Source organism: Lysinibacillus sp. FJAT-14222, assembly GCF_001278875.1.
In the GTDB taxonomy this organism is placed as follows: Bacteria; Bacillota; Bacilli; order Bacillales_A; family Planococcaceae; genus Lysinibacillus; species Lysinibacillus agricola.
In genome coordinates this window covers 160,174-177,708 of record NZ_LIYL01000046.1, presented here as the reverse complement: position 1 = coordinate 177,708, position 17,535 = coordinate 160,174, and the positions used below count along the sequence as shown (strand labels likewise).

Annotated in this window: 18 protein-coding genes and 2 other annotated features; of the genes, 1 reads left to right on the top strand and 17 read right to left on the bottom strand. The window is 39.1% G+C overall.

The annotated features are described in order from the left end of the window. Positions 1 to 141: 141 nt before the first annotated feature. The 17 genes from rpoB to ispF form a co-directional block, all read right to left on the bottom strand. Complete coding sequence (rpoB, locus tag AN161_RS19680) at positions 142 to 3,717, bottom strand: DNA-directed RNA polymerase subunit beta (RefSeq protein WP_198926917.1); 3,576 nt, start codon at positions 3,715 to 3,717, stop codon at positions 142 to 144. A 240-nt stretch (positions 3,718 to 3,957) separates the two neighbouring features. Further along, complete coding sequence (locus AN161_RS19675) at positions 3,958 to 4,560, bottom strand: class I SAM-dependent methyltransferase (RefSeq protein ID WP_053596048.1); 603 nt, start codon at positions 4,558 to 4,560, stop codon at positions 3,958 to 3,960. 76 nt (positions 4,561 to 4,636) lie between these two features. Then, the gene (gene rplL, locus AN161_RS19670; protein WP_053596047.1) at positions 4,637 to 4,999 is read right to left on the bottom strand and encodes a 50S ribosomal protein L7/L12; all 363 of its coding nucleotides are present in this window, start codon (positions 4,997 to 4,999) and stop codon (positions 4,637 to 4,639) included. 72 nt (positions 5,000 to 5,071) lie between these two features. Next, positions 5,072 to 5,572, bottom strand: a complete 501-nt coding sequence (rplJ, locus tag AN161_RS19665; protein WP_053596046.1) for a 50S ribosomal protein L10 — start codon at positions 5,570 to 5,572, stop codon at positions 5,072 to 5,074. Between the two features lie 32 nt (positions 5,573 to 5,604). Next, positions 5,605 to 5,751 (bottom strand) — a sequence feature (ribosomal protein L10 leader region). Positions 5,752 to 5,812: 61 nt separating this feature from the next. Continuing rightward, positions 5,813 to 6,511 carry a 50S ribosomal protein L1 gene (gene rplA / locus AN161_RS19660; protein ID WP_053596045.1) on the bottom strand — a complete coding sequence of 233 codons (699 nt, stop codon included), beginning with the start codon at positions 6,509 to 6,511 and terminating at the stop codon, positions 5,813 to 5,815. A 120-nt stretch (positions 6,512 to 6,631) separates the two neighbouring features. Beyond that, positions 6,632 to 7,057, bottom strand: coding sequence for a 50S ribosomal protein L11 (rplK, locus tag AN161_RS19655; RefSeq protein ID WP_053596044.1), 426 nt, complete (start codon positions 7,055 to 7,057; stop codon positions 6,632 to 6,634). Positions 7,058 to 7,285: 228 nt separating this feature from the next. Beyond that, on the bottom strand, positions 7,286 to 7,819 hold the full coding sequence (nusG, locus tag AN161_RS19650) for a transcription termination/antitermination protein NusG (RefSeq protein ID WP_053596043.1): 534 nt from the start codon (positions 7,817 to 7,819) through the stop codon (positions 7,286 to 7,288). A 314-nt stretch (positions 7,820 to 8,133) separates the two neighbouring features. Then, positions 8,134 to 8,319, bottom strand: a complete 186-nt coding sequence (gene secE / locus AN161_RS19645) for a preprotein translocase subunit SecE (protein WP_053596042.1) — start codon at positions 8,317 to 8,319, stop codon at positions 8,134 to 8,136. 48 nt (positions 8,320 to 8,367) lie between these two features. Continuing rightward, positions 8,368 to 8,514: a 50S ribosomal protein L33 gene (rpmG, locus tag AN161_RS27765; protein ID WP_075807303.1), complete on the bottom strand. Its 147-nt coding sequence runs from the start codon at positions 8,512 to 8,514 to the stop codon at positions 8,368 to 8,370. Between the two features lie 76 nt (positions 8,515 to 8,590). Next, entirely contained in the window at positions 8,591 to 9,238 is a 648-nt protein-coding gene (gene sigH, locus AN161_RS19640) for an RNA polymerase sporulation sigma factor SigH (protein WP_053596041.1), read from the bottom strand. 68 nt (positions 9,239 to 9,306) lie between these two features. After that, positions 9,307 to 9,819, bottom strand: a complete 513-nt coding sequence (locus AN161_RS19635; protein WP_053596081.1) for an NYN domain-containing protein — start codon at positions 9,817 to 9,819, stop codon at positions 9,307 to 9,309. 2 nt (positions 9,820 to 9,821) lie between these two features. Continuing rightward, on the bottom strand, positions 9,822 to 10,574 hold the full coding sequence (gene rlmB / locus AN161_RS19630) for a 23S rRNA (guanosine(2251)-2'-O)-methyltransferase RlmB (RefSeq protein ID WP_053596040.1): 753 nt from the start codon (positions 10,572 to 10,574) through the stop codon (positions 9,822 to 9,824). Further along, complete coding sequence (locus AN161_RS19625) at positions 10,574 to 10,993, bottom strand: Mini-ribonuclease 3 (protein ID WP_053596039.1); 420 nt, start codon at positions 10,991 to 10,993, stop codon at positions 10,574 to 10,576. The genes rlmB and AN161_RS19625 overlap by 1 nt, the downstream gene beginning before the upstream one ends. A 5-nt stretch (positions 10,994 to 10,998) precedes the next feature. Continuing rightward, entirely contained in the window at positions 10,999 to 12,399 is a 1,401-nt protein-coding gene (gene cysS, locus AN161_RS19620) for a cysteine--tRNA ligase (protein WP_053596038.1), read from the bottom strand. Then, a complete protein-coding gene (gene epsC / locus AN161_RS19615; protein ID WP_053596037.1) occupies positions 12,396 to 13,046 on the bottom strand; it encodes a serine O-acetyltransferase EpsC in 651 nt (216 codons plus the stop codon). Before epsC ends, cysS begins: the two co-directional genes overlap by 4 nt. A gap of 231 nt (positions 13,047 to 13,277) precedes the next feature. Further along, positions 13,278 to 13,495: a binding site (T-box leader), on the bottom strand. 50 nt (positions 13,496 to 13,545) lie between these two features. After that, a complete protein-coding gene (gene gltX, locus AN161_RS19605) occupies positions 13,546 to 15,006 on the bottom strand; it encodes a glutamate--tRNA ligase (protein ID WP_053596035.1) in 1,461 nt (486 codons plus the stop codon). Positions 15,007 to 15,097: 91 nt separating this feature from the next. Beyond that, entirely contained in the window at positions 15,098 to 15,574 is a 477-nt protein-coding gene (gene ispF / locus AN161_RS19600) for a 2-C-methyl-D-erythritol 2,4-cyclodiphosphate synthase (RefSeq protein WP_053596034.1), read from the bottom strand. Positions 15,575 to 15,847: 273 nt separating this feature from the next. Here ispF and AN161_RS19595 point away from each other — a divergent pair, with 273 nt between their 5' ends. Beyond that, positions 15,848 to 17,506, top strand: a complete 1,659-nt coding sequence (locus AN161_RS19595; protein WP_053596033.1) for an SWIM zinc finger family protein — start codon at positions 15,848 to 15,850, stop codon at positions 17,504 to 17,506. Positions 17,507 to 17,535 lie beyond the last annotated feature (29 nt).

Below are 17,535 nucleotides of genomic sequence, written 5' to 3'. Positions count from 1 at the left end.
AGAATCATTTCTCTTTAGCAAAAGATTAAAAATAGAATGATTTATTGAAAGAAAAAGCCGGACAGGGCGTTAAATCCTGCCCGACTAATTTGAAAAATAACTTTGACCGTGTTCACAAAGAATGTGAATTAACGTTTTCCATTATTCAAAAGACTCTACTGGCTCTTCTTCTGTATCTGGCTTTGATGCAATGTTAAGTGCGTCAGCTGGTTGAAGATCCTCTTCTTCGTCTAAGTCGCGAAGCTCTACCTCTTCATCATTGACCGTTAACATTTTCACATCCATACCAAGAGATTGAAGCTCTTTAATCAATACTTTGAATGATTCAGGAACGCCTGGCTCTGGTACACTTTCACCTTTAACGATTGCTTCGTATGTCTTCACACGACCAACAACGTCATCGGATTTAACTGTTAAGATTTCTTGAAGTGTATAGGCAGCACCATATGCTTCAAGTGCCCATACCTCCATCTCACCAAAGCGTTGTCCACCGAACTGTGCTTTACCGCCAAGTGGCTGTTGAGTAACAAGTGAGTAAGGACCTGTTGAACGTGCGTGAAGTTTATCATCAACCATGTGAGCAAGTTTGATCATGTACATGATCCCTACTGATACACGGTTATCGAATGGTTCACCTGAACGTCCATCATACAGGATTGTTTTACCATCACGGTTCATACCTGCCTCTTCCATTGTCTCCCAAACATCTTCTTCGTTGGCACCATCGAATACTGGAGTTGCCATATGAACGCCTAGGTAACGAGAAGCCATACCTAAGTGTAATTCCAAAACTTGTCCGATGTTCATACGAGAAGGTACACCAAGTGGGTTTAACATGATATCAACAGGAGTACCGTCTGGCATGAATGGCATATCCTCTTCCGGTAAGATACGAGAGATAACCCCTTTGTTACCATGACGTCCGGCCATTTTGTCCCCTACGCGAATTTTACGCTTTTGAACAATGTAAGCACGAACTAATTGGTTAACACCTGGTGGTAATTCATCGCCATCTTCACGGTTAAATACTTTCACGTCAAGAATAATACCGCCAGCACCATGTGGTACACGTAATGAAGTATCACGAACTTCACGAGCTTTTTCTCCAAAGATAGCATGTAATAAGCGTTCTTCAGCAGTTAATTCTGTAACCCCTTTAGGTGTTACTTTACCTACAAGAATGTCACCATCACGTACCTCCGCACCAATGCGGATAATACCACGTTCATCTAAATTACGAAGTGCATCTTCCCCAACGTTTGGAATATCGCGAGTGATTTCTTCAGGTCCTAATTTTGTATCACGAGACTCTGATTCGTATTCTTCAATATGAACAGATGTATAAACATCGTCTTTTACAAGGCGTTCGCTCATGATAACAGCATCCTCATAGTTAAAGCCGTTCCAAGTCATGAACGCAACAAGTACGTTACGACCAAGAGCAAGTTCACCTTTTTCCATAGATGGGCCATCTGCTAAAATGTCACGAGGTTTCACACGTTCGCCAACTTTTACAAGAGGGCGTTGGTTGTATGAAGTACCTTGGTTAGAACGAATGAATTTTTGTAATTTATATTTTGTTAAATCGCCTTTAACCTCTTTACCGTCAACGACTTCAATACGGCGAACATGGATAGAGCGAGCTTCAACATGCTCAACAATACCATCATATTTCGCTACTACAGCCGCACCTGAGTCACGCGCATCAACATGTTCCATACCAGTACCAACAAATGGTGCTTCTGGATTAAGAAGAGGAACCGCTTGACGTTGCATGTTGGCACCCATAAGTGCACGGTTTGAGTCATCGTTTTCTAAGAACGGGATACATGCAGTCGCAGCTGAAACTACTTGTTTAGGAGATACGTCCATGTAGTCCATTAGAGATTTATTAAATACTGTATTATCCCCTCGGAAACGACCTACTACTTCGTCTTTAGCAAATGTACCATCAGGATTTAATAGTGAGTTCGCTTGTGCTACATAGTAGTTATCTTCTTCGTCAGCTGTTAAATAATCAATGTGATCCGTTACTTTACCTGTTTCGTGGTCAATATGACGATAAGGCGTTTCAATGAATCCGAATTTATTTACTCTGGCAAATGAAGATAATGAGTTAATTAAACCAATGTTTGGACCCTCTGGTGTCTCGATTGGACACATACGGCCATAGTGAGAATAGTGAACGTCACGTACTTCCATACCAGCACGCTCACGTGTTAAACCACCAGGTCCTAATGCAGATAGACGACGTTTGTGTGTTAACTCTGCCAGTGGGTTTGTTTGGTCCATGAATTGTGATAATTGAGAGCTACCAAAGAACTCTTTAATTGACGCAATCACTGGACGAATATTAATTAATTGTTGTGGTACGATAGCAGCTGTATCGTTAATAGACATACGCTCACGTACTACACGTTCCATACGGGATAAACCAATACGGAATTGGTTTTGTAACAGCTCACCAACAGAGCGCAGACGACGGTTACCTAGGTGGTCGATATCATCTGTTGCCCCTACTTGGTAAAGTAAGTTGAAGAAATAACTTACTGAAGATAATACGTCAGCAGGTGTAATATTCTTCACTTCTTCATCGATGTACGCATTACTAATAATATTGATTTCTTTTTGTGCTTCATCTTTTGGTGCATAAATTTTAATAGACTGGATTGTTACATCATCCTCAAGTACTCCGCCTACTTGTGATAAAGTGCGGAAACCGATGCCTTTTGATGAATCTTCTAGATACGGTAAGATTTTATCTAAAGTACGACGGTCAAGAATTGTACCCTTCTCTACTAAAATTTCGCCTGTTTCTGGGTCTACAAGCGTTTCAGCAATCGTTTGGTTAAATAAACGATTTTTGATATGAAGCTTTTTATTCATTTTGTAGCGACCAACATTCGCTAAATCATAGCGTTTCGCATCGAAGAAACGAGAGTATAATAAACTCTTCGCACTTTCAACTGTTGGTGGCTCACCTGGACGTAAACGTTCATAGATTTCTAAAAGTGCTTTTTCTGTACTTTCAGAGTTATCCTTCTCTAACGTATTACGTAAATATTCATTATCTCCGATAATATCGATAATTTCTTGGTCTGAACCGAAGCCTAATGCACGAAGTAACACTGTTACTGGTAGCTTACGAGTACGATCAATACGCACATATACTACATCTTTCGCATCAGTTTCATATTCTAGCCATGCACCACGGTTTGGAATAACTGTCGCTCCGAAACCTTTCTTACCGTTTTTATCAGTTTTATCATGGAAATACACACTTGGTGAACGAACTAATTGTGAAACGATAACACGTTCAGCACCATTGATAATGAACGTACCTGTCTCTGTCATTAATGGGAAGTCACCCATGAAGACATCCTGTTCCTTCACTTCGTCTGTTTCTTTGTTGTAAAGACGTACTTTCACACGTAATGGAGCTGCGTAAGTAACATCTCGCTCTTTACACTCATCGACATCATACTTAGGGTCACCTAATGAATAATCGATGAATTCTAATGAAAGATTGCCTGTAAAGTCCTCGATCGGCGAAATGTCACGGAACATTTCACGTAAACCTTCTTCAAGGAACCATTCGTAAGACGCCGTTTGAATCTCAATCAGATTTGGAAGCTCAAGCACCTCTTTAATACGCGCAAAGCTTCTACGCTGGCGGTGTTGTCCATACTGAACTAGTTGACCTGTCAACTCATTCACCCCTCAATAAAGCGATATTAGGTCTTTGCAAAATCATACAAATAGTGTATGATTTCGAAAGACAAAAAGAAAACGAGTCTTCAAAAAGATCTCATTTTCGGTTAACTAAACTATCTTGGCAAGTATACCCACATTAAAACAAACATATACAAAAGGGCATACGACCTCAAAATAATATTTTTGCATTGTATCATATTATCATAGCCAATTTGTCAAGTCAATAATTTATGCATATTTCAACTATTTTTTTGCACGTACTATCCAGTACCCTTTTTTCTTCTCCACAACATCGACTTCTGAAAATTTTTCTTCTAAGTAACTTACCGTTGACGGTGCACCTTGCTTCTTCTGTATCACTACCCACAGCTCACCAGATGACACTAACTTATCATAAGCTCCATCGTAAAAACGGAAAATAGTTTCCTTTCCTGCGCGAATTGGAGGGTTGGTTAAAATAGCTGCGGCTTTTACGTCCTTGTCAACCGTCGATAGTCCGTCACTCACAAATATTCGTACATTTTGAACACCGTTTACTTGCGCATTTTTTTGCGAGAGTGCAACTGCACGTTCATTTATATCCATCATAAAAACGGTACGCTCTGGGTTTGTTTTGGCGATCGATAATCCAATCGGTCCATACCCACACCCCACATCAAAAATTGCACCATCAATATCAGGCATTTGAAAAGCATCTATTAAAACACGGGATCCAAAATCTACTTCGCTTTTACTAAATACTCCTGCATCCGTTTCAAAGGAAAACGTATGCCCTAACAATTGGAATGTCCAGTGACGAGGTTTACTCTCAGTTTGAGGCTTACTTGTATAATAGTGATCTGACATTTTCACGCCTCCTCAGAATGAAGAAAAAAGCTCGCCAAAATGACGAGCTTTCCTTTTGTTTAAAAGTAACGCGAGATTACTTAACTTCTACAGATGCGCCAACTTCTTCAAGTTTAGCTTTGATTTGTTCAGCTTCATCTTTAGAAACGCCTTCTTTAAGAGCTTTAGGAGCGTTATCTACTACTTCTTTAGCTTCTTTAAGACCTAAACCAGTGATTTCACGAACCGCTTTGATTACTTTGATTTTTTCAGCACCAGCAGATGCTAATACTACGTCAAACTCTGTTTTTTCTTCAGCAGCGCCAGCAGCAGCACCACCAACTACTGCTACAGGAGCAGCAGCTGTTACACCGAATTCTTCTTCGATAGCTTTTACTAAATCGTTTAATTCAAGAACTGTCATAGCTTTGATAGCTTCTAAGATTTGCTCTTTATTCATTATAATTTCCTCCTAATTGGATAACGTTTTATTTTTGCGGGTCAGGCCGCAGAAGTTATAGTGCGTATGAAATTACGCGCCTTGTTCTTCTTTTTGTTCTGCAACAGCTTTTGTTGCAAGTGCGAAGTTGCGCACTGGAGCTTGAAGTACAGATAAAAGCATAGAAAGAAGACCTTCGCGTGATGGAAGTTCTGCAAGTGCTTTAACATCTTCAACAGAAGCGATTGTACCTTCAATAATACCTGCTTTAATTTCTAAAGCTTCATTTTTCTTAGCGAACTCGTTGATGATTTTAGCAGGAGCTACAACATCTTCATTTGAGAACGCAATTGCGTTAGGACCAACTAATACGTCGTTGATTCCTTCAAGGCCTACAGCTTCAGTAGCACGACGTGATAAAGTGTTTTTGTAAACTTTGAACTCAACGCCAGCTTCACGAAGTTGTTTACGAAGCTCAGTCACTTGTGTAACATTAAGACCACGGTAATCCACAACTACTACAGAAGCAGCATTTTTGAATTTTTCAGTAATCTCTTGAACTTGTACTTGTTTGTTTTCGATTGCTTTGCTCATGATGACACCTCCTATTAGAATGGGTCATTTATACCGACAAAAGAAAAGCCCCTGGGTCGTATAGACACAGAGGCTGAAAGTCATCATCTTTAAAATAAGAATCCGAATTCCGATGTCCTCGGTAGGATCATTAAGTGACAAGTCACTCCTACTGTCTACGGTACAAATGGATGATTCACAACAGCAATCATCTTATCATAGATAGACGACGCCGTCAACAGATTTATATAAAAACCTTAATTATTTTACTACTACGCTTGAAGCGTCAACTTTAAGAGCTGGGCCCATTGTAGTTGTAACGTTTACAGATTTCATGTAAGTACCTTTAGCTGCAGCAGGTTTAGCTTTTTGTACTACATCAAATACAGTTAAGAAGTTTTCTACTAATTGTTCTGCAGAGAAAGAAACTTTACCGATAGGTGCGTGGATGATACCAGCTTTATCAGCACGGTATTCTACTTTACCAGCTTTAATTTCTCCGATAGCTTTTGTTACATCGAAAGTTACTGTACCAGTTTTAGGGTTTGGCATTAAACCTTTAGGTCCTAATACACGACCAAGTTTACCAACTTCACCCATCATGTCAGGAGTTGCAACGATTACATCGAAATCGAACCAACCTTGTTGGATTTTTTGGATGTATTCTGCATCGCCTACATAGTCAGCACCAGCCGCTTCAGCTTCTTTAAGTTTTTCACCTTTAGCGAATACTAATACGCGTTGAGTTTTACCAGTACCGTTTGGTAACACTACTGCACCACGGATTTGTTGGTCGTTTTTACGAGTATCGATTCCTAGACGGAAAGCAACTTCTACAGTCGCGTCGAAGTTCACTGTGCTAGTTTTTTGAGCAAGTTCGATTGCTTCTTGTGCGCCGTATAGTGCGTTACGGTCGATTAATTTTGCTGCATCTTGCAGTTTTTTACCTTTTTTAGCCATTATATAATTCCTCCTTGATTGTGGTTATAGCGGATTTTACCTCCCACGAATAAAGGTTGCGCGTTCACAAAGAAACTCCGCAACCTTCCAAAAAACAAATACATCATCAAGTAACTGGGATTAGTCTTCGATAACAATACCCATGCTTCGTGCAGTACCTTCAACCATTAACATAGCAGCTTCTACTGAAGCAGCGTTAAGGTCTGGCATTTTAGTTTCAGCGATTTCGCGAACTTTATCACGTTTAACCGTCGCCACTTTGTTACGGTTTGGTTCACCAGATCCAGATTGGATACCAGCTGCTACTTTAAGTAGAACTGCTGCAGGTGGAGTTTTTGTAATGAAAGTAAATGAACGGTCTTCGAATACTGAAATTTCAACTGGAATAATAAGACCAGCTTGATCTGCAGTACGCGCATTGAATTCTTTACAGAATCCCATGATGTTCACACCCGCTTGACCTAATGCAGGACCAACCGGTGGAGCTGGGTTTGCTTTACCAGCAGGGATTTGAAGTTTAACAACTTTAATAACTTTTTTAGCCACGAGACACACCTCCTTAAGTCCGTGATGTGGTAATTGGGTTGCCCCTCCCACTCAATATCTGTCTGTCAGCTAAAGTGCCGATAACATTAAAATTATCATTACAGACGTCAAACTAAAGTATGACAGTCTGACCTTTGAAATGATACCACTTTTAATTTTTTTAAGCAAGTAGTAATTAACAAAATCTGCGACATACGTCTCAGACATACGACGATTTAGTTACTAGAACTACATTTTTTGTACTTGTTCAAAATCTAGTTCCATAATTGTTTCGCGACCAAACATATCGACAGAAACTTTCAATTTCCCTTTTTCAGTGTCAATTTCTTCAACACGTCCTTGGAAGTGAGCAAAAGGTCCTTCTAATACTTCTACCGCTTCCCCAACAGAAATATCAATCTCGACAACTTTGTCAGTCATCCCCATTTGCTGTAGTAGACGCTCCACTTCTTCAGGTAATAAAGGTGTAGGCTTTGCACCGCCACCAGATGAACCGATAAAGCCAGTTACACCTGGCGTATTACGTACAACATACCACGAATCATCTGTCATAATTAGCTCTACTAAAACATAACCAGGGAAAACTTTGCGCATCATTGTACGCTTTTTCCCATCCTTCATTTCTGTTTCTTCGTGTTCAGGCACAATAACACGAAAAATCTTATCTTGCATACCCATTGTTTCTACACGTTTCTCTAGGTTTGCTTTTACGCGGTTCTCATACCCTGAATACGTATGAACAACATACCAATTTTTCTCCATAACTACTAGGACTCCTCGTCCGTCCCTCCCTTACAAATAAAAGTGAAAAAATGAATCGCGATATGCTAAGCGTATCCTTTACTCTTTTCACAAACTGCTCATTAGAAAAACATAACTTTCGCTAATAGCTAACGAAAGCCCGATGATATATACCTAATCTAGCATAGTCATCTATTGCTACCCGCATACTATCCTAGTAGCATACTTATCATATTGAGAATATTTTACTGCTGTTTACTTCATAAAACAAACGAAAAAACCCGTTTATTGTAATGACGGGCTATTTCAGAAGTATTAACATGCTATTTACTAAATTATAACTCTAAGTACCAGCGGAATAATGATGAAATACCTAAGTCAACTAACACAAAAAATAAAGCCATAATTACAACAGTTGAAATTACAACGACTGTATATTTCGTCAGTTCTTTACTTTTTGGCCAGCTTGTTTTGCGCATTTCCGACATTACATTGCTGAAAAAGCCTTTAATCTTGCCCATTCTAGCCTAACCTCCGAATCAATCATATCTGTATATTTACAAATTCTTTTATAGCGTTTGTTTATGCACTGTATGTTCATTGCAATGCGAACAAAATTTCTTTAATTCGAGGCGTACAGTCGAACCTTCCTTAGCTGGAAAAGTGTAATTTCTCGATCCGCATTTTTCGCAATTTAGAACGACTTTTTTTGCCATATAATCACCTTTTCGGCACTTTGTCTTTTCAAGACTAACACCTATATTTGTCAATGTCAACAAGGGTATGCAGCCTCTAGGACATTTCTTCAAGAACTAAATGTCGCTCTAATTTACGCTTTACTCGCTGCAAAGCATTGTCAATGGACTTCACATGACGATTTAATTGTTCGGAAATTTCGTGATAAGACTGGCCATCTAAATAAAGAGCTAACACTTGCAACTCTAATTCACTTAAAATCTCACCCATCTTTTCTTCTAAGTAGTCAAACTCTTCTCTATGAATCATTAATTCTTCCGGATCATCCATAATGGCACCGGTTAACACATCCATTAATGTACGATCTGACTCTTCATCAAAAATAGGCTTGTCCAAAGAGACGTAAGAATTTAGAGGTATATGCTTTTGTCTTGTAGCTGTTTTAATAGCCGTAATAATCTGTCTTGTAATACACAGCTCAGCAAAAGCTCGAAAAGAAGCAAGCTTATCTCCCTTAAAATCGCGAATGGCTTTGTATAAACCGATCATGCCCTCTTGCACAATGTCTTCCTTATCAGCACCAATTAAAAAATAAGATCTCGCCTTCGCTCTTACTAACAAACGGTATTTCGTAATTAAATAATCCAACGCATCTGTATTACCTTGATGCACCATTTCAATAAGTTCTTCATCATTGAATCGTTCAAAATCTTGTGTCACTTGTACAATACTATTTTTAAACATGGTATCACCTCAGCCACAACAGATAATTAGGAACAGTATAACGGAATTGGAAAATATGCGTCAATCAATCATTTCAAACCGCGTCGCCATTTTTCAAAAGCCAATGCAACTTCAGGCTTAAGTTCTATGCGAGAAGGCGGCTTGCTATCCTGTTTTCGTTTCACATCATGAGAAATTTTATGTTGGATAATACTCATATCAATTTCTAGCTCTCTTGCCGATTTTCGCAAAGCACCATTACCAAAAATAACATTTTGCTCTGCCATGTCGGAAGTTGCTACGTGAATCTGTACATTTCTAGCTTTTAGTTCATGCGTCATTTTTTCAATGCGTTCATCTGCTGTTTCGTTTTTCCGTGTATAAATGATTTCGACATCATTTTCTATAAAAGATTGCTCCACACCCGGTACAAGATGTGCGTCAAAAACGATAATTATGCGCCACCCTATGGCTGCTTTATACTCAGCCATAAGCTCGATTAATCTCTTACGCGCATCTTCAAAATTTGTATCTCGTAATGGCCGTAGCTCTTTCCAAGCTCCAATCATATTATAGCCATCAACAAGCAAAATGTTGTTCATCGTCAATCATTCGCTTCTTGACGTTTACGATACACTTCGTACATTAAAAGTGCAGCAGCTACCGATGCATTTAGTGATGTGACATGCCCAATCATCGGTAAATGATATAAAAAGTCACATTTTTCTTTTAACAAGCGGCTCATGCCTTTGCCTTCACTACCAATAACAATCGCAAGCGGTAATGTTGCATCCATTTTACGATAGTCTACAGAACCTTTGGCATCTGTACCTGCAATCCATACACCTCGTTCTTTTAGTTCATCTACCGTCTGCGCTAGGTTATTAACACGTACGACAGGTACATGCTCAATTGCTCCAGTGGAAGACTTTGCCACTACAGCTGTCAAGCTTACTGAACGACGCTTCGGGATAATAATGCCGTGTACACCTATAGCATCAGCAGTTCGCATAATAGAGCCTAGATTATGCGGGTCCTCTAGCTCATCTAAAATTAAGAAAAATGGGTCTTCCTGTTTTTTTGCTGCCGCCGCAAATAAATCCTCTAGCTCTGCATAACTATATGCTGCAACAGAGGCAACAATTCCTTGGTGATTGGCATCTGATAATTGATCAACCTTTTTTTTCGGGACAAATTGCACAATAACCCCACGTTCTCGCGCTAAATCTAGAAGTTCATTAACCCCTGATTTTTTTACGCCTTCTGCAATCCATACTTTATTCATATCGCGGCCTGACCGAAGTGCTTCTAACACTGGGTTTTTACCGGCAATAATTTCACCATTCTGCTCTGCCATTATTTTGACACTCCTTTCGATTCCTCGATTATTTGAATAGCGTATGCAATGATTGCATACACGCGTTCTAGCTCATTTAATAAATATAAACTACCAAGCACCGCCTCAAAGCCTGAGCTATTACGGTATGTTTGAACATCTGTATTTTTTGGCACAGAGCCGGATTTGGCATTGCGTCCACGACGGAACACAGCCAATTCCTTCTCTGTTAAAAAGCCTTCATCCATCATTTGATGTACAATCATAGATTGTGCTTTCGCTGACACGTAACGTGTCGCTTCTCTATGAAGTGTATTAGGTTTAACACGGCCGGCACGTAGCAAATGCTCTCGTACCTTTTGCTCTAAAACTGCGTCTCCCATATAGGCTAACGCTAATGCATTCAATTGCTTGACATCTTCGTTGCGGAGTTTATCCAAGTTACTTACCCTCGTTTCCATCTAGTTCCTTGTCGCGTATCTTCTAAAATGATACCTTGCGCTTGCAAATGGTCACGAATTTCATCTGAACGAGCAAAATCACGATTTTTACGTGCTTCTACACGCTCCTGTAAAAGTGCTTCAATTTCTTCGTCTAATAGCTCTTCTTCTTTTGCAAATTCAATACCTAAGACGTCACCTAGCACCTCAAAAGTTTCAGCAAAACTCAATAATACTTTTTCATCAGTATTCGTTTCATTTAAATAAATATTTGCGATACGTGCTAATTCAAATAATACGGAAATAGCATTGGCTGTATTAAAATCATCATCCATTGCTTCTTCAAAATCAGCTTTTTGTTCAGCAATCTTTTCAAGCCATTCTTCTGAGTGATCACCTAGGCTTGCCGTAGCTGTTAAACGGTGTTTGACATTGTTGTAGGCAGTACGAATTCGTTCTAAGCCAGTTGCAGCTGCATCTACTAAATCTTTCGCAAAGTTAATTGGATGGCGATAATGCACTGAAAGCATAAAGAAGCGTAGAATTTGTGGATCAATTTGTTTTCGAATATCATTGACGAGTATAAAATTACCTAGAGATTTGGACATTTTTTCATTATCAATATTAATATATCCATTGTGCATCCAATAACGCGCAAATGTTTTATCATTATGAGCTTCAGATTGTGCAATTTCATTTTCATGATGTGGGAAAGTTAAATCTTGCCCACCCGCATGAATATCAATAGTATCTCCTAAATGTTCACGCGCCATTACTGAGCATTCAATATGCCAACCCGGACGACCTTTCCCCCAAGGACTTTCCCAGTAAATCTCACCAGGCTTAACAGCTTTCCATAGAGCGAAATCTAATGCATCATCTTTTTTCTCGCCTGCCTCAATACGAGCACCAATTTTTAAATCATCTACCGATTGGTGTGATAATTTACCGTAGCCATTAAATTTACGAGTTCGGTAATAGACATCACCAGCTGACTCATAGGCATAACCTTTATCGACTAAAACTTGAATGAATTGAATGATATCATCCATATGCTCTGTAACGCGTGGATGTACATCTGCTTTCTTGCAGCCTAACGCTGTAACATCTTCAAAGTATGCGGCAATAAAGCGCTCCGTCAATTCATGAACTTCTTCTCCAAGCTCGTTAGCAGCCTTAATAATTTTGTCGTCCACATCTGTGAAATTTGAAACGAATTTCACATCATAGCCTTTGAATTGAAAATAACGACGTACTGTATCGTAGACAATTACAGGGCGTGAATTCCCAATATGAATGTAGTTATAAACTGTCGGACCGCAAACGTACATTTTTACTTTGCCTTCTTCCAGCGGTACGAAAGTTTCCTTTTGTCGTGTTAATGAGTTGAAAATTTGAATACTCATTGTGTTTCTCTCTCCTTTTGTAAGCGTTCGATTTCCTGATGCAATTCTGCAATCTGCTTCTCGAAAACTTGACAACGTTCTTCTACAGGGTCAGGTATATTTTGGTGGTCTAGTTTTTTCTCTAGACGAACTCCATCCTTAATCACTATTTTACCAGGAATACCGACAACTGTAGCATTTGGTGGCACTTCTTTTAAGACAACTGAACCTGCACCAATTTTACTATTCTCACCAATGGTAATAGAACCTAATACTTTTGCGCCTGTTGCAACTAGTACATTATCTTCTAATGTTGGATGGCGTTTTCCCTTTTCTTTCCCTGTACCACCTAAAGTTACACCTTGATATAAAGTTACATTATCACCAATTTCACAAGTTTCGCCAATCACAACCCCCATCCCATGGTCAATAAAGAAACGTCTACCAATCTTTGCTCCAGGATGAATTTCAATTCCAGTAAAGAAGCGACTAATTTGTGAAATGGCACGGGCTATAAAATAAAAACGCCTTTTAAAGAACCAATGTGCAACTCGATGCGCCCATGTAGCATGTAGACCTGAGTATGTTAGCACAACTTCAAGCACACTACGCGCTGCTGGATCATTCTCAAAAATCGTTTCTACATCTTCCTTCATTCTTTTAAACACAAAAAATTCCCCCTTTTCGTTTTGATTGGCCTTGACCCTTTGAAATTTTTACACGATCAACTGCATCCTTGACCATTGAAATAGTGCAACTGACGTTTATTTCGCTGCAGAGTTAGCTGAGTAGAGTTGGCGCACCCAACAACATGTCTATCAATTTCGCCTTTCGCTACAAAAAACATTTGCTGAATGAAGATAAATATAAAAAGCGCCCCTATCATCCCAAAAAGGAATGACAGAGACGCTAAATTTGCGCGGTTCCACTCTGATTGAAGGCAAAGGCCTTCCACTCTGGACGTCCTGTAACGGGAACGAATCGATAAAGCCTACTATTGTTCAGCTTCATGCTCAAAGGTGCATTTCAGTTTTGCCTAGGCTCAGACCACTTTCAGCCGGTGATGGTCTTCTCTTTGGAGCATGCGCCACTTACTTCTCCTTATCAACGCTTTCTCAATGTAAATACATTTTACAACGAACTGATAAATTGTCAATCAATTTCTACTTATTGCGCAAATTTTTCTACACGATCAATTGTTTTCTGTTTGCCAATTAAGCAAATCGCGTTCGGAAGCTCTGGACCATGCGTTTCACCCGTCGTTACAACGCGAATTGGCATAAATAGATTTTTACCTTTGTGACCTGTTTCTTTTTGAACAGCTTTAATAGCAGCTTTTACAGTATCAGGTGTAAATTCTTCTAAACCTTCAAGTTGCGCTTTAAATGCTGCCATTACCTCAGGTACCTGCTCACCTGCTAGAACTGCTTTTGCTTCTTCATCATATTCAATGTGATCGTTAAAGAATAGGCGAGATAGCTCTACAATTTCAGCACCAAAGCTCATTTGGTCATGATAAAGTCCGATTAAATCTGTTGCCCATGCATGTTCTTCCGCTGTTAGCTCTTCTGATAATAAACCCGCTTTTTGTAAATGTGGTAAAGATAATGCGACCACTTCTTCTAAAGATAGCTTTTTAATGTATTGGTTATTCATCCAAGTAAGCTTTTGCTTATCGAACATAGATGGTGATTTTGAAAGACGTTTTTCATCAAACATTTTAATAAATTCTTCTTTTGAGAAAATCTCTTCTTCCCCTTCAGGAGACCAGCCAAGTAATGCAAAGAAGTTGAACATCGCCTCAGGTAGGTAGCCTAAATCTTTATATTGTGTGACGAATTGAATAATTGATTCATCACGTTTAGATAATTTTTTTCGATTTTCATTAATGATTAATGTCATATGACCAAAGCGTGGATATTCCCAGCCGAATGCATCAAAAATCATCATTTGTTTTGGTGTATTCGATAAATGCTCTTCACCACGGAATACATGCGAAATTTCCATAAAGTGATCATCTAGCACTACCGCATAGTTATACGTTGGGATACCGTTTGCTTTAACAAGTACCCAATCACCAACATCTTTAGACTCAAACGCTACTTGTCCACGTACTAAATCTTCAAATTCATATGTTACATTTTCAGGTACGCGCATACGAATTGTATATGGTTCACCAGCAGCTTCTTTAGCCGCAACTTCCTCTGCTGATAAATGACGACAAGTACCATCATAAGTTGGAGCTGCTACACCTCGTGCTTTTTGTTCTTCGCGAGACGCTTCTAATTTCTCAGAAGAACAGAAGCATTTGTAAGCTAAACCTTGCTCTAATAGTTTTTCAGCGTGCTCTTTATAAATATCAAGACGCTCCATTTGACGATAAGGTGCATATGGTCCACCGATATCGATCGACTCATCATATTCAATACCTAACCATTTTAAGTTATCTAGCTGAGATGCTTCTCCGCCTTCTACATTACGCTCGATATCTGTATCCTCAATACGTACGATGAATTTACCGTTATGATGTTTTGCATATAAATAGTTGAATAACGCTGTACGCGCTCCACCGATATGTAAGAAACCAGTAGGGGATGGCGCGTAACGAACACGAACTTCTTTCGCCATAATTAAAAGCCTCCTAAATTTTCGTTCAAAAAATTGACTTTGTTCATTTTACCACTCTGTTACAGGAAATAAAAGCGCCTAGAGCCTCCTTTTACTTCTTAATCAATAGGATTGTCGCCATAGCCGCAATCCCTTCCTCGCGACCTGTAAAACCTAAACGTTCAGTTGTTGTTGCCTTGACATTTACTTGAGAAGGCTCTGCATGAAGTAATTCAGCAATACAATTTTGCATTTGTTCAATATATGGTGCCATTTTCGGACGTTGTGCCATAATCGTACAATCCACATTACCTAGAACATAACCCTTGTCCTCAACAATCTTCCAAATATGCTCTAATAATTTCGCTGAATCAGCATCCTTAAACGCAGGATCTGTATCTGGGAAATGACGACCGATATCTCCCTCACCAATAGCTCCTAATGCTGCATCTGTTACAGTGTGTAATAAAACATCTGCGTCCGAATGCCCTACTAACCCTTTTTCATGAGGAATTGTTATACCTCCAATAATTAATGGACGTCCTTCTTCAAATGCATGTACGTCAAATCCTTGTCCAATTCGAAACATATGATATTGAGACTGTCTAATAAGTTAATTAAAATAGGAAAATCCACCAACTAAAAGGCCCAGATTGGCAGACTTGAAAAGCTTCTATTCAGCTTATAAAGCAGTCTCATTCACCTTCCTTCACTTTTATATTTACTCTATATTATACCCTCACATTTTAACATATTTCCTAGGAAATTGAGGGCTCTGTCTATGAGAGTTCATATTTGTATCTCTCTCCTCCGTATTTTCTGATATGCTTATCCTAATTTATCACAAAAAGGAGGTGCTTTAATGAATATTCATACTTTTGAAAGGCATTTTAATAAGGTGATTTTACAACGTGGGTACAATTATTATCAGAATCGTCATGTCATTGATATTATACACATTGACAATAGCAATTGGCAGGCTGAGGTCGAGGGGTCTGAGCTGTATATTGTAGATATCATTGTTGAAGCAAATGGCGACATTACACACGTCGATTGTGATTGCCCATATGATGACATTTGTAAGCATATTGCCGCTGCGCTATATGAAATTCAGGGGCAACTAAACAATCCTCGTGTTTCAGTATCTAAGTCATCTAAAGCACAAAAACCAACATTACAGCAATTGCTAGCTACGCAATCAAAGGAAAATCTAATAACGTTAATTCTAAAAGTTGGACAGAACTACCCTAGCTTTCTGCAAGAATTTGAAATGCTACTAACAGAACCAGCGGATGTATTAAAAGCCGCTGAACAATTAATCATTCAGCATCTAAAAAAAGGAGAAGATCGCCGTAGTGGCTTTATTCCACGTAATCAAGCAACGAAAGCGTTAAAAGGCGTCTACACAACACTTCAACACGCTCAGGAACATATTGACCAAGGTAACTATATAACAGCTATTGAGCTTAGCTTCCTTTGCTTCCAACATACATTTGATGCACTGCAATATAGCGACGACTCCGATGGCGATTTCGGTGGTGCTATTGAAGACAGCTTTGAATTAATTAGTCAAGCGATTAACGAAGGAGTAGATGTTTGGTCAAAAGAGCAGTCAGAAACGGTGTATGACCTTGTTATTCAAGAAGCAATGAACCACGAGTTAAGTGGTTGGTCAGATTGGCGTATTCATTTGCTCCATTCCTGTGTACCTCTTTGTCATGATGATGCTATCGAGGAACGATTTAAAACCCTTATTCACTCAATGAAAAGCGCATCAGATGATTGGCATGCACAATATATGAATAAACAGTTAAGAAAGATAGAGCTTCGCTTGTTACAGGATAAATATAATGGTAAGGGAGTAGAGACATTTTTAGAGCAGCATATTGAGGACTACGATATGCGTGAACTAATTATCAAATCTGCCATCAACCTTGGTGAGTATGAAAAAGTATTACAGTTAACAGCTGATGGGCTACAGGTAGATGAAAAATCAGCAGGTATCGTTAAAAAATGGAGGCAATTCGCTTTTATCGCTCATAAAGCACTCGGACATACAGAAGACATGCGCGAATTGGCATTACAACTGTTGCTATCTGGTGAGTATTCTTACTACACAGAATTCAAAGCACTACATCCCGCTGAACAATGGCCTGAAGTTTTTGAAGAACTATTAGATCGACTTACAAATTCTCGTTTGTATACGCAAATCATTGTAGAGGAACAACAAACTAAACGTATTTTAGACTATTGCAAAGAACATCCAACAAGAATCGAGTACTATTATCAATACATAAAAGAACAGTACTATGAAGATGTTTGTGCACTATTCATTGACGCCATCACTGCCGATGCTCGAATTTCCTCTAATCGCAAAAGTTATCAAGGCGTTTGTCATTCTATCAACATTATGCGTAGGGCCGGCTACACCATTGAAGCAAAGCAATTAATTTCTGACTTACTACAAGCGTATCCAAAACGCCGTGCTTTTGTGGAGGAATTGAAGAACATACAAAAATAGAGATAACCAAAGTTTACACTCGAGGGAAT

Coding starts and splice junctions, on each gene's coding strand:
- AN161_RS19675 (WP_053596048.1), bottom strand. CDS start 4,560: ATGTCAGATCACTATTATACAAGTAAGCCTCAAACTGAGAGTAAACCT.
- rplL (WP_053596047.1), bottom strand. CDS start 4,999: ATGAATAAAGAGCAAATCTTAGAAGCTATCAAAGCTATGACAGTTCTT.
- rplJ (WP_053596046.1), bottom strand. CDS start 5,572: ATGAGCAAAGCAATCGAAAACAAACAAGTACAAGTTCAAGAGATTACT.
- rplA (WP_053596045.1), bottom strand. CDS start 6,511: ATGGCTAAAAAAGGTAAAAAACTGCAAGATGCAGCAAAATTAATCGAC.
- nusG (WP_053596043.1), bottom strand. CDS start 7,819: ATGGAGAAAAATTGGTATGTTGTTCATACGTATTCAGGGTATGAGAAC.
- secE (WP_053596042.1), bottom strand. CDS start 8,319: ATGGGCAAGATTAAAGGCTTTTTCAGCAATGTAATGTCGGAAATGCGC.
- rpmG (WP_075807303.1), bottom strand. CDS start 8,514: ATGGCAAAAAAAGTCGTTCTAAATTGCGAAAAATGCGGATCGAGAAAT.
- sigH (WP_053596041.1), bottom strand. CDS start 9,238: ATGTTTAAAAATAGTATTGTACAAGTGACACAAGATTTTGAACGATTC.
- AN161_RS19635 (WP_053596081.1), bottom strand. CDS start 9,819: ATGAACAACATTTTGCTTGTTGATGGCTATAATATGATTGGAGCTTGG.
- rlmB (WP_053596040.1), bottom strand. CDS start 10,574: ATGGCAGAGCAGAATGGTGAAATTATTGCCGGTAAAAACCCAGTGTTA.
- cysS (WP_053596038.1), bottom strand. CDS start 12,399: ATGAGTATTCAAATTTTCAACTCATTAACACGACAAAAGGAAACTTTC.
- gltX (WP_053596035.1), bottom strand. CDS start 15,006: ATGGCGAAAGAAGTTCGTGTTCGTTACGCGCCATCCCCTACTGGTTTC.
- ispF (WP_053596034.1), bottom strand. CDS start 15,574: ATGTTTCGAATTGGACAAGGATTTGACGTACATGCATTTGAAGAAGGA.
- AN161_RS19595 (WP_053596033.1), top strand. CDS start 15,848: ATGAATATTCATACTTTTGAAAGGCATTTTAATAAGGTGATTTTACAA.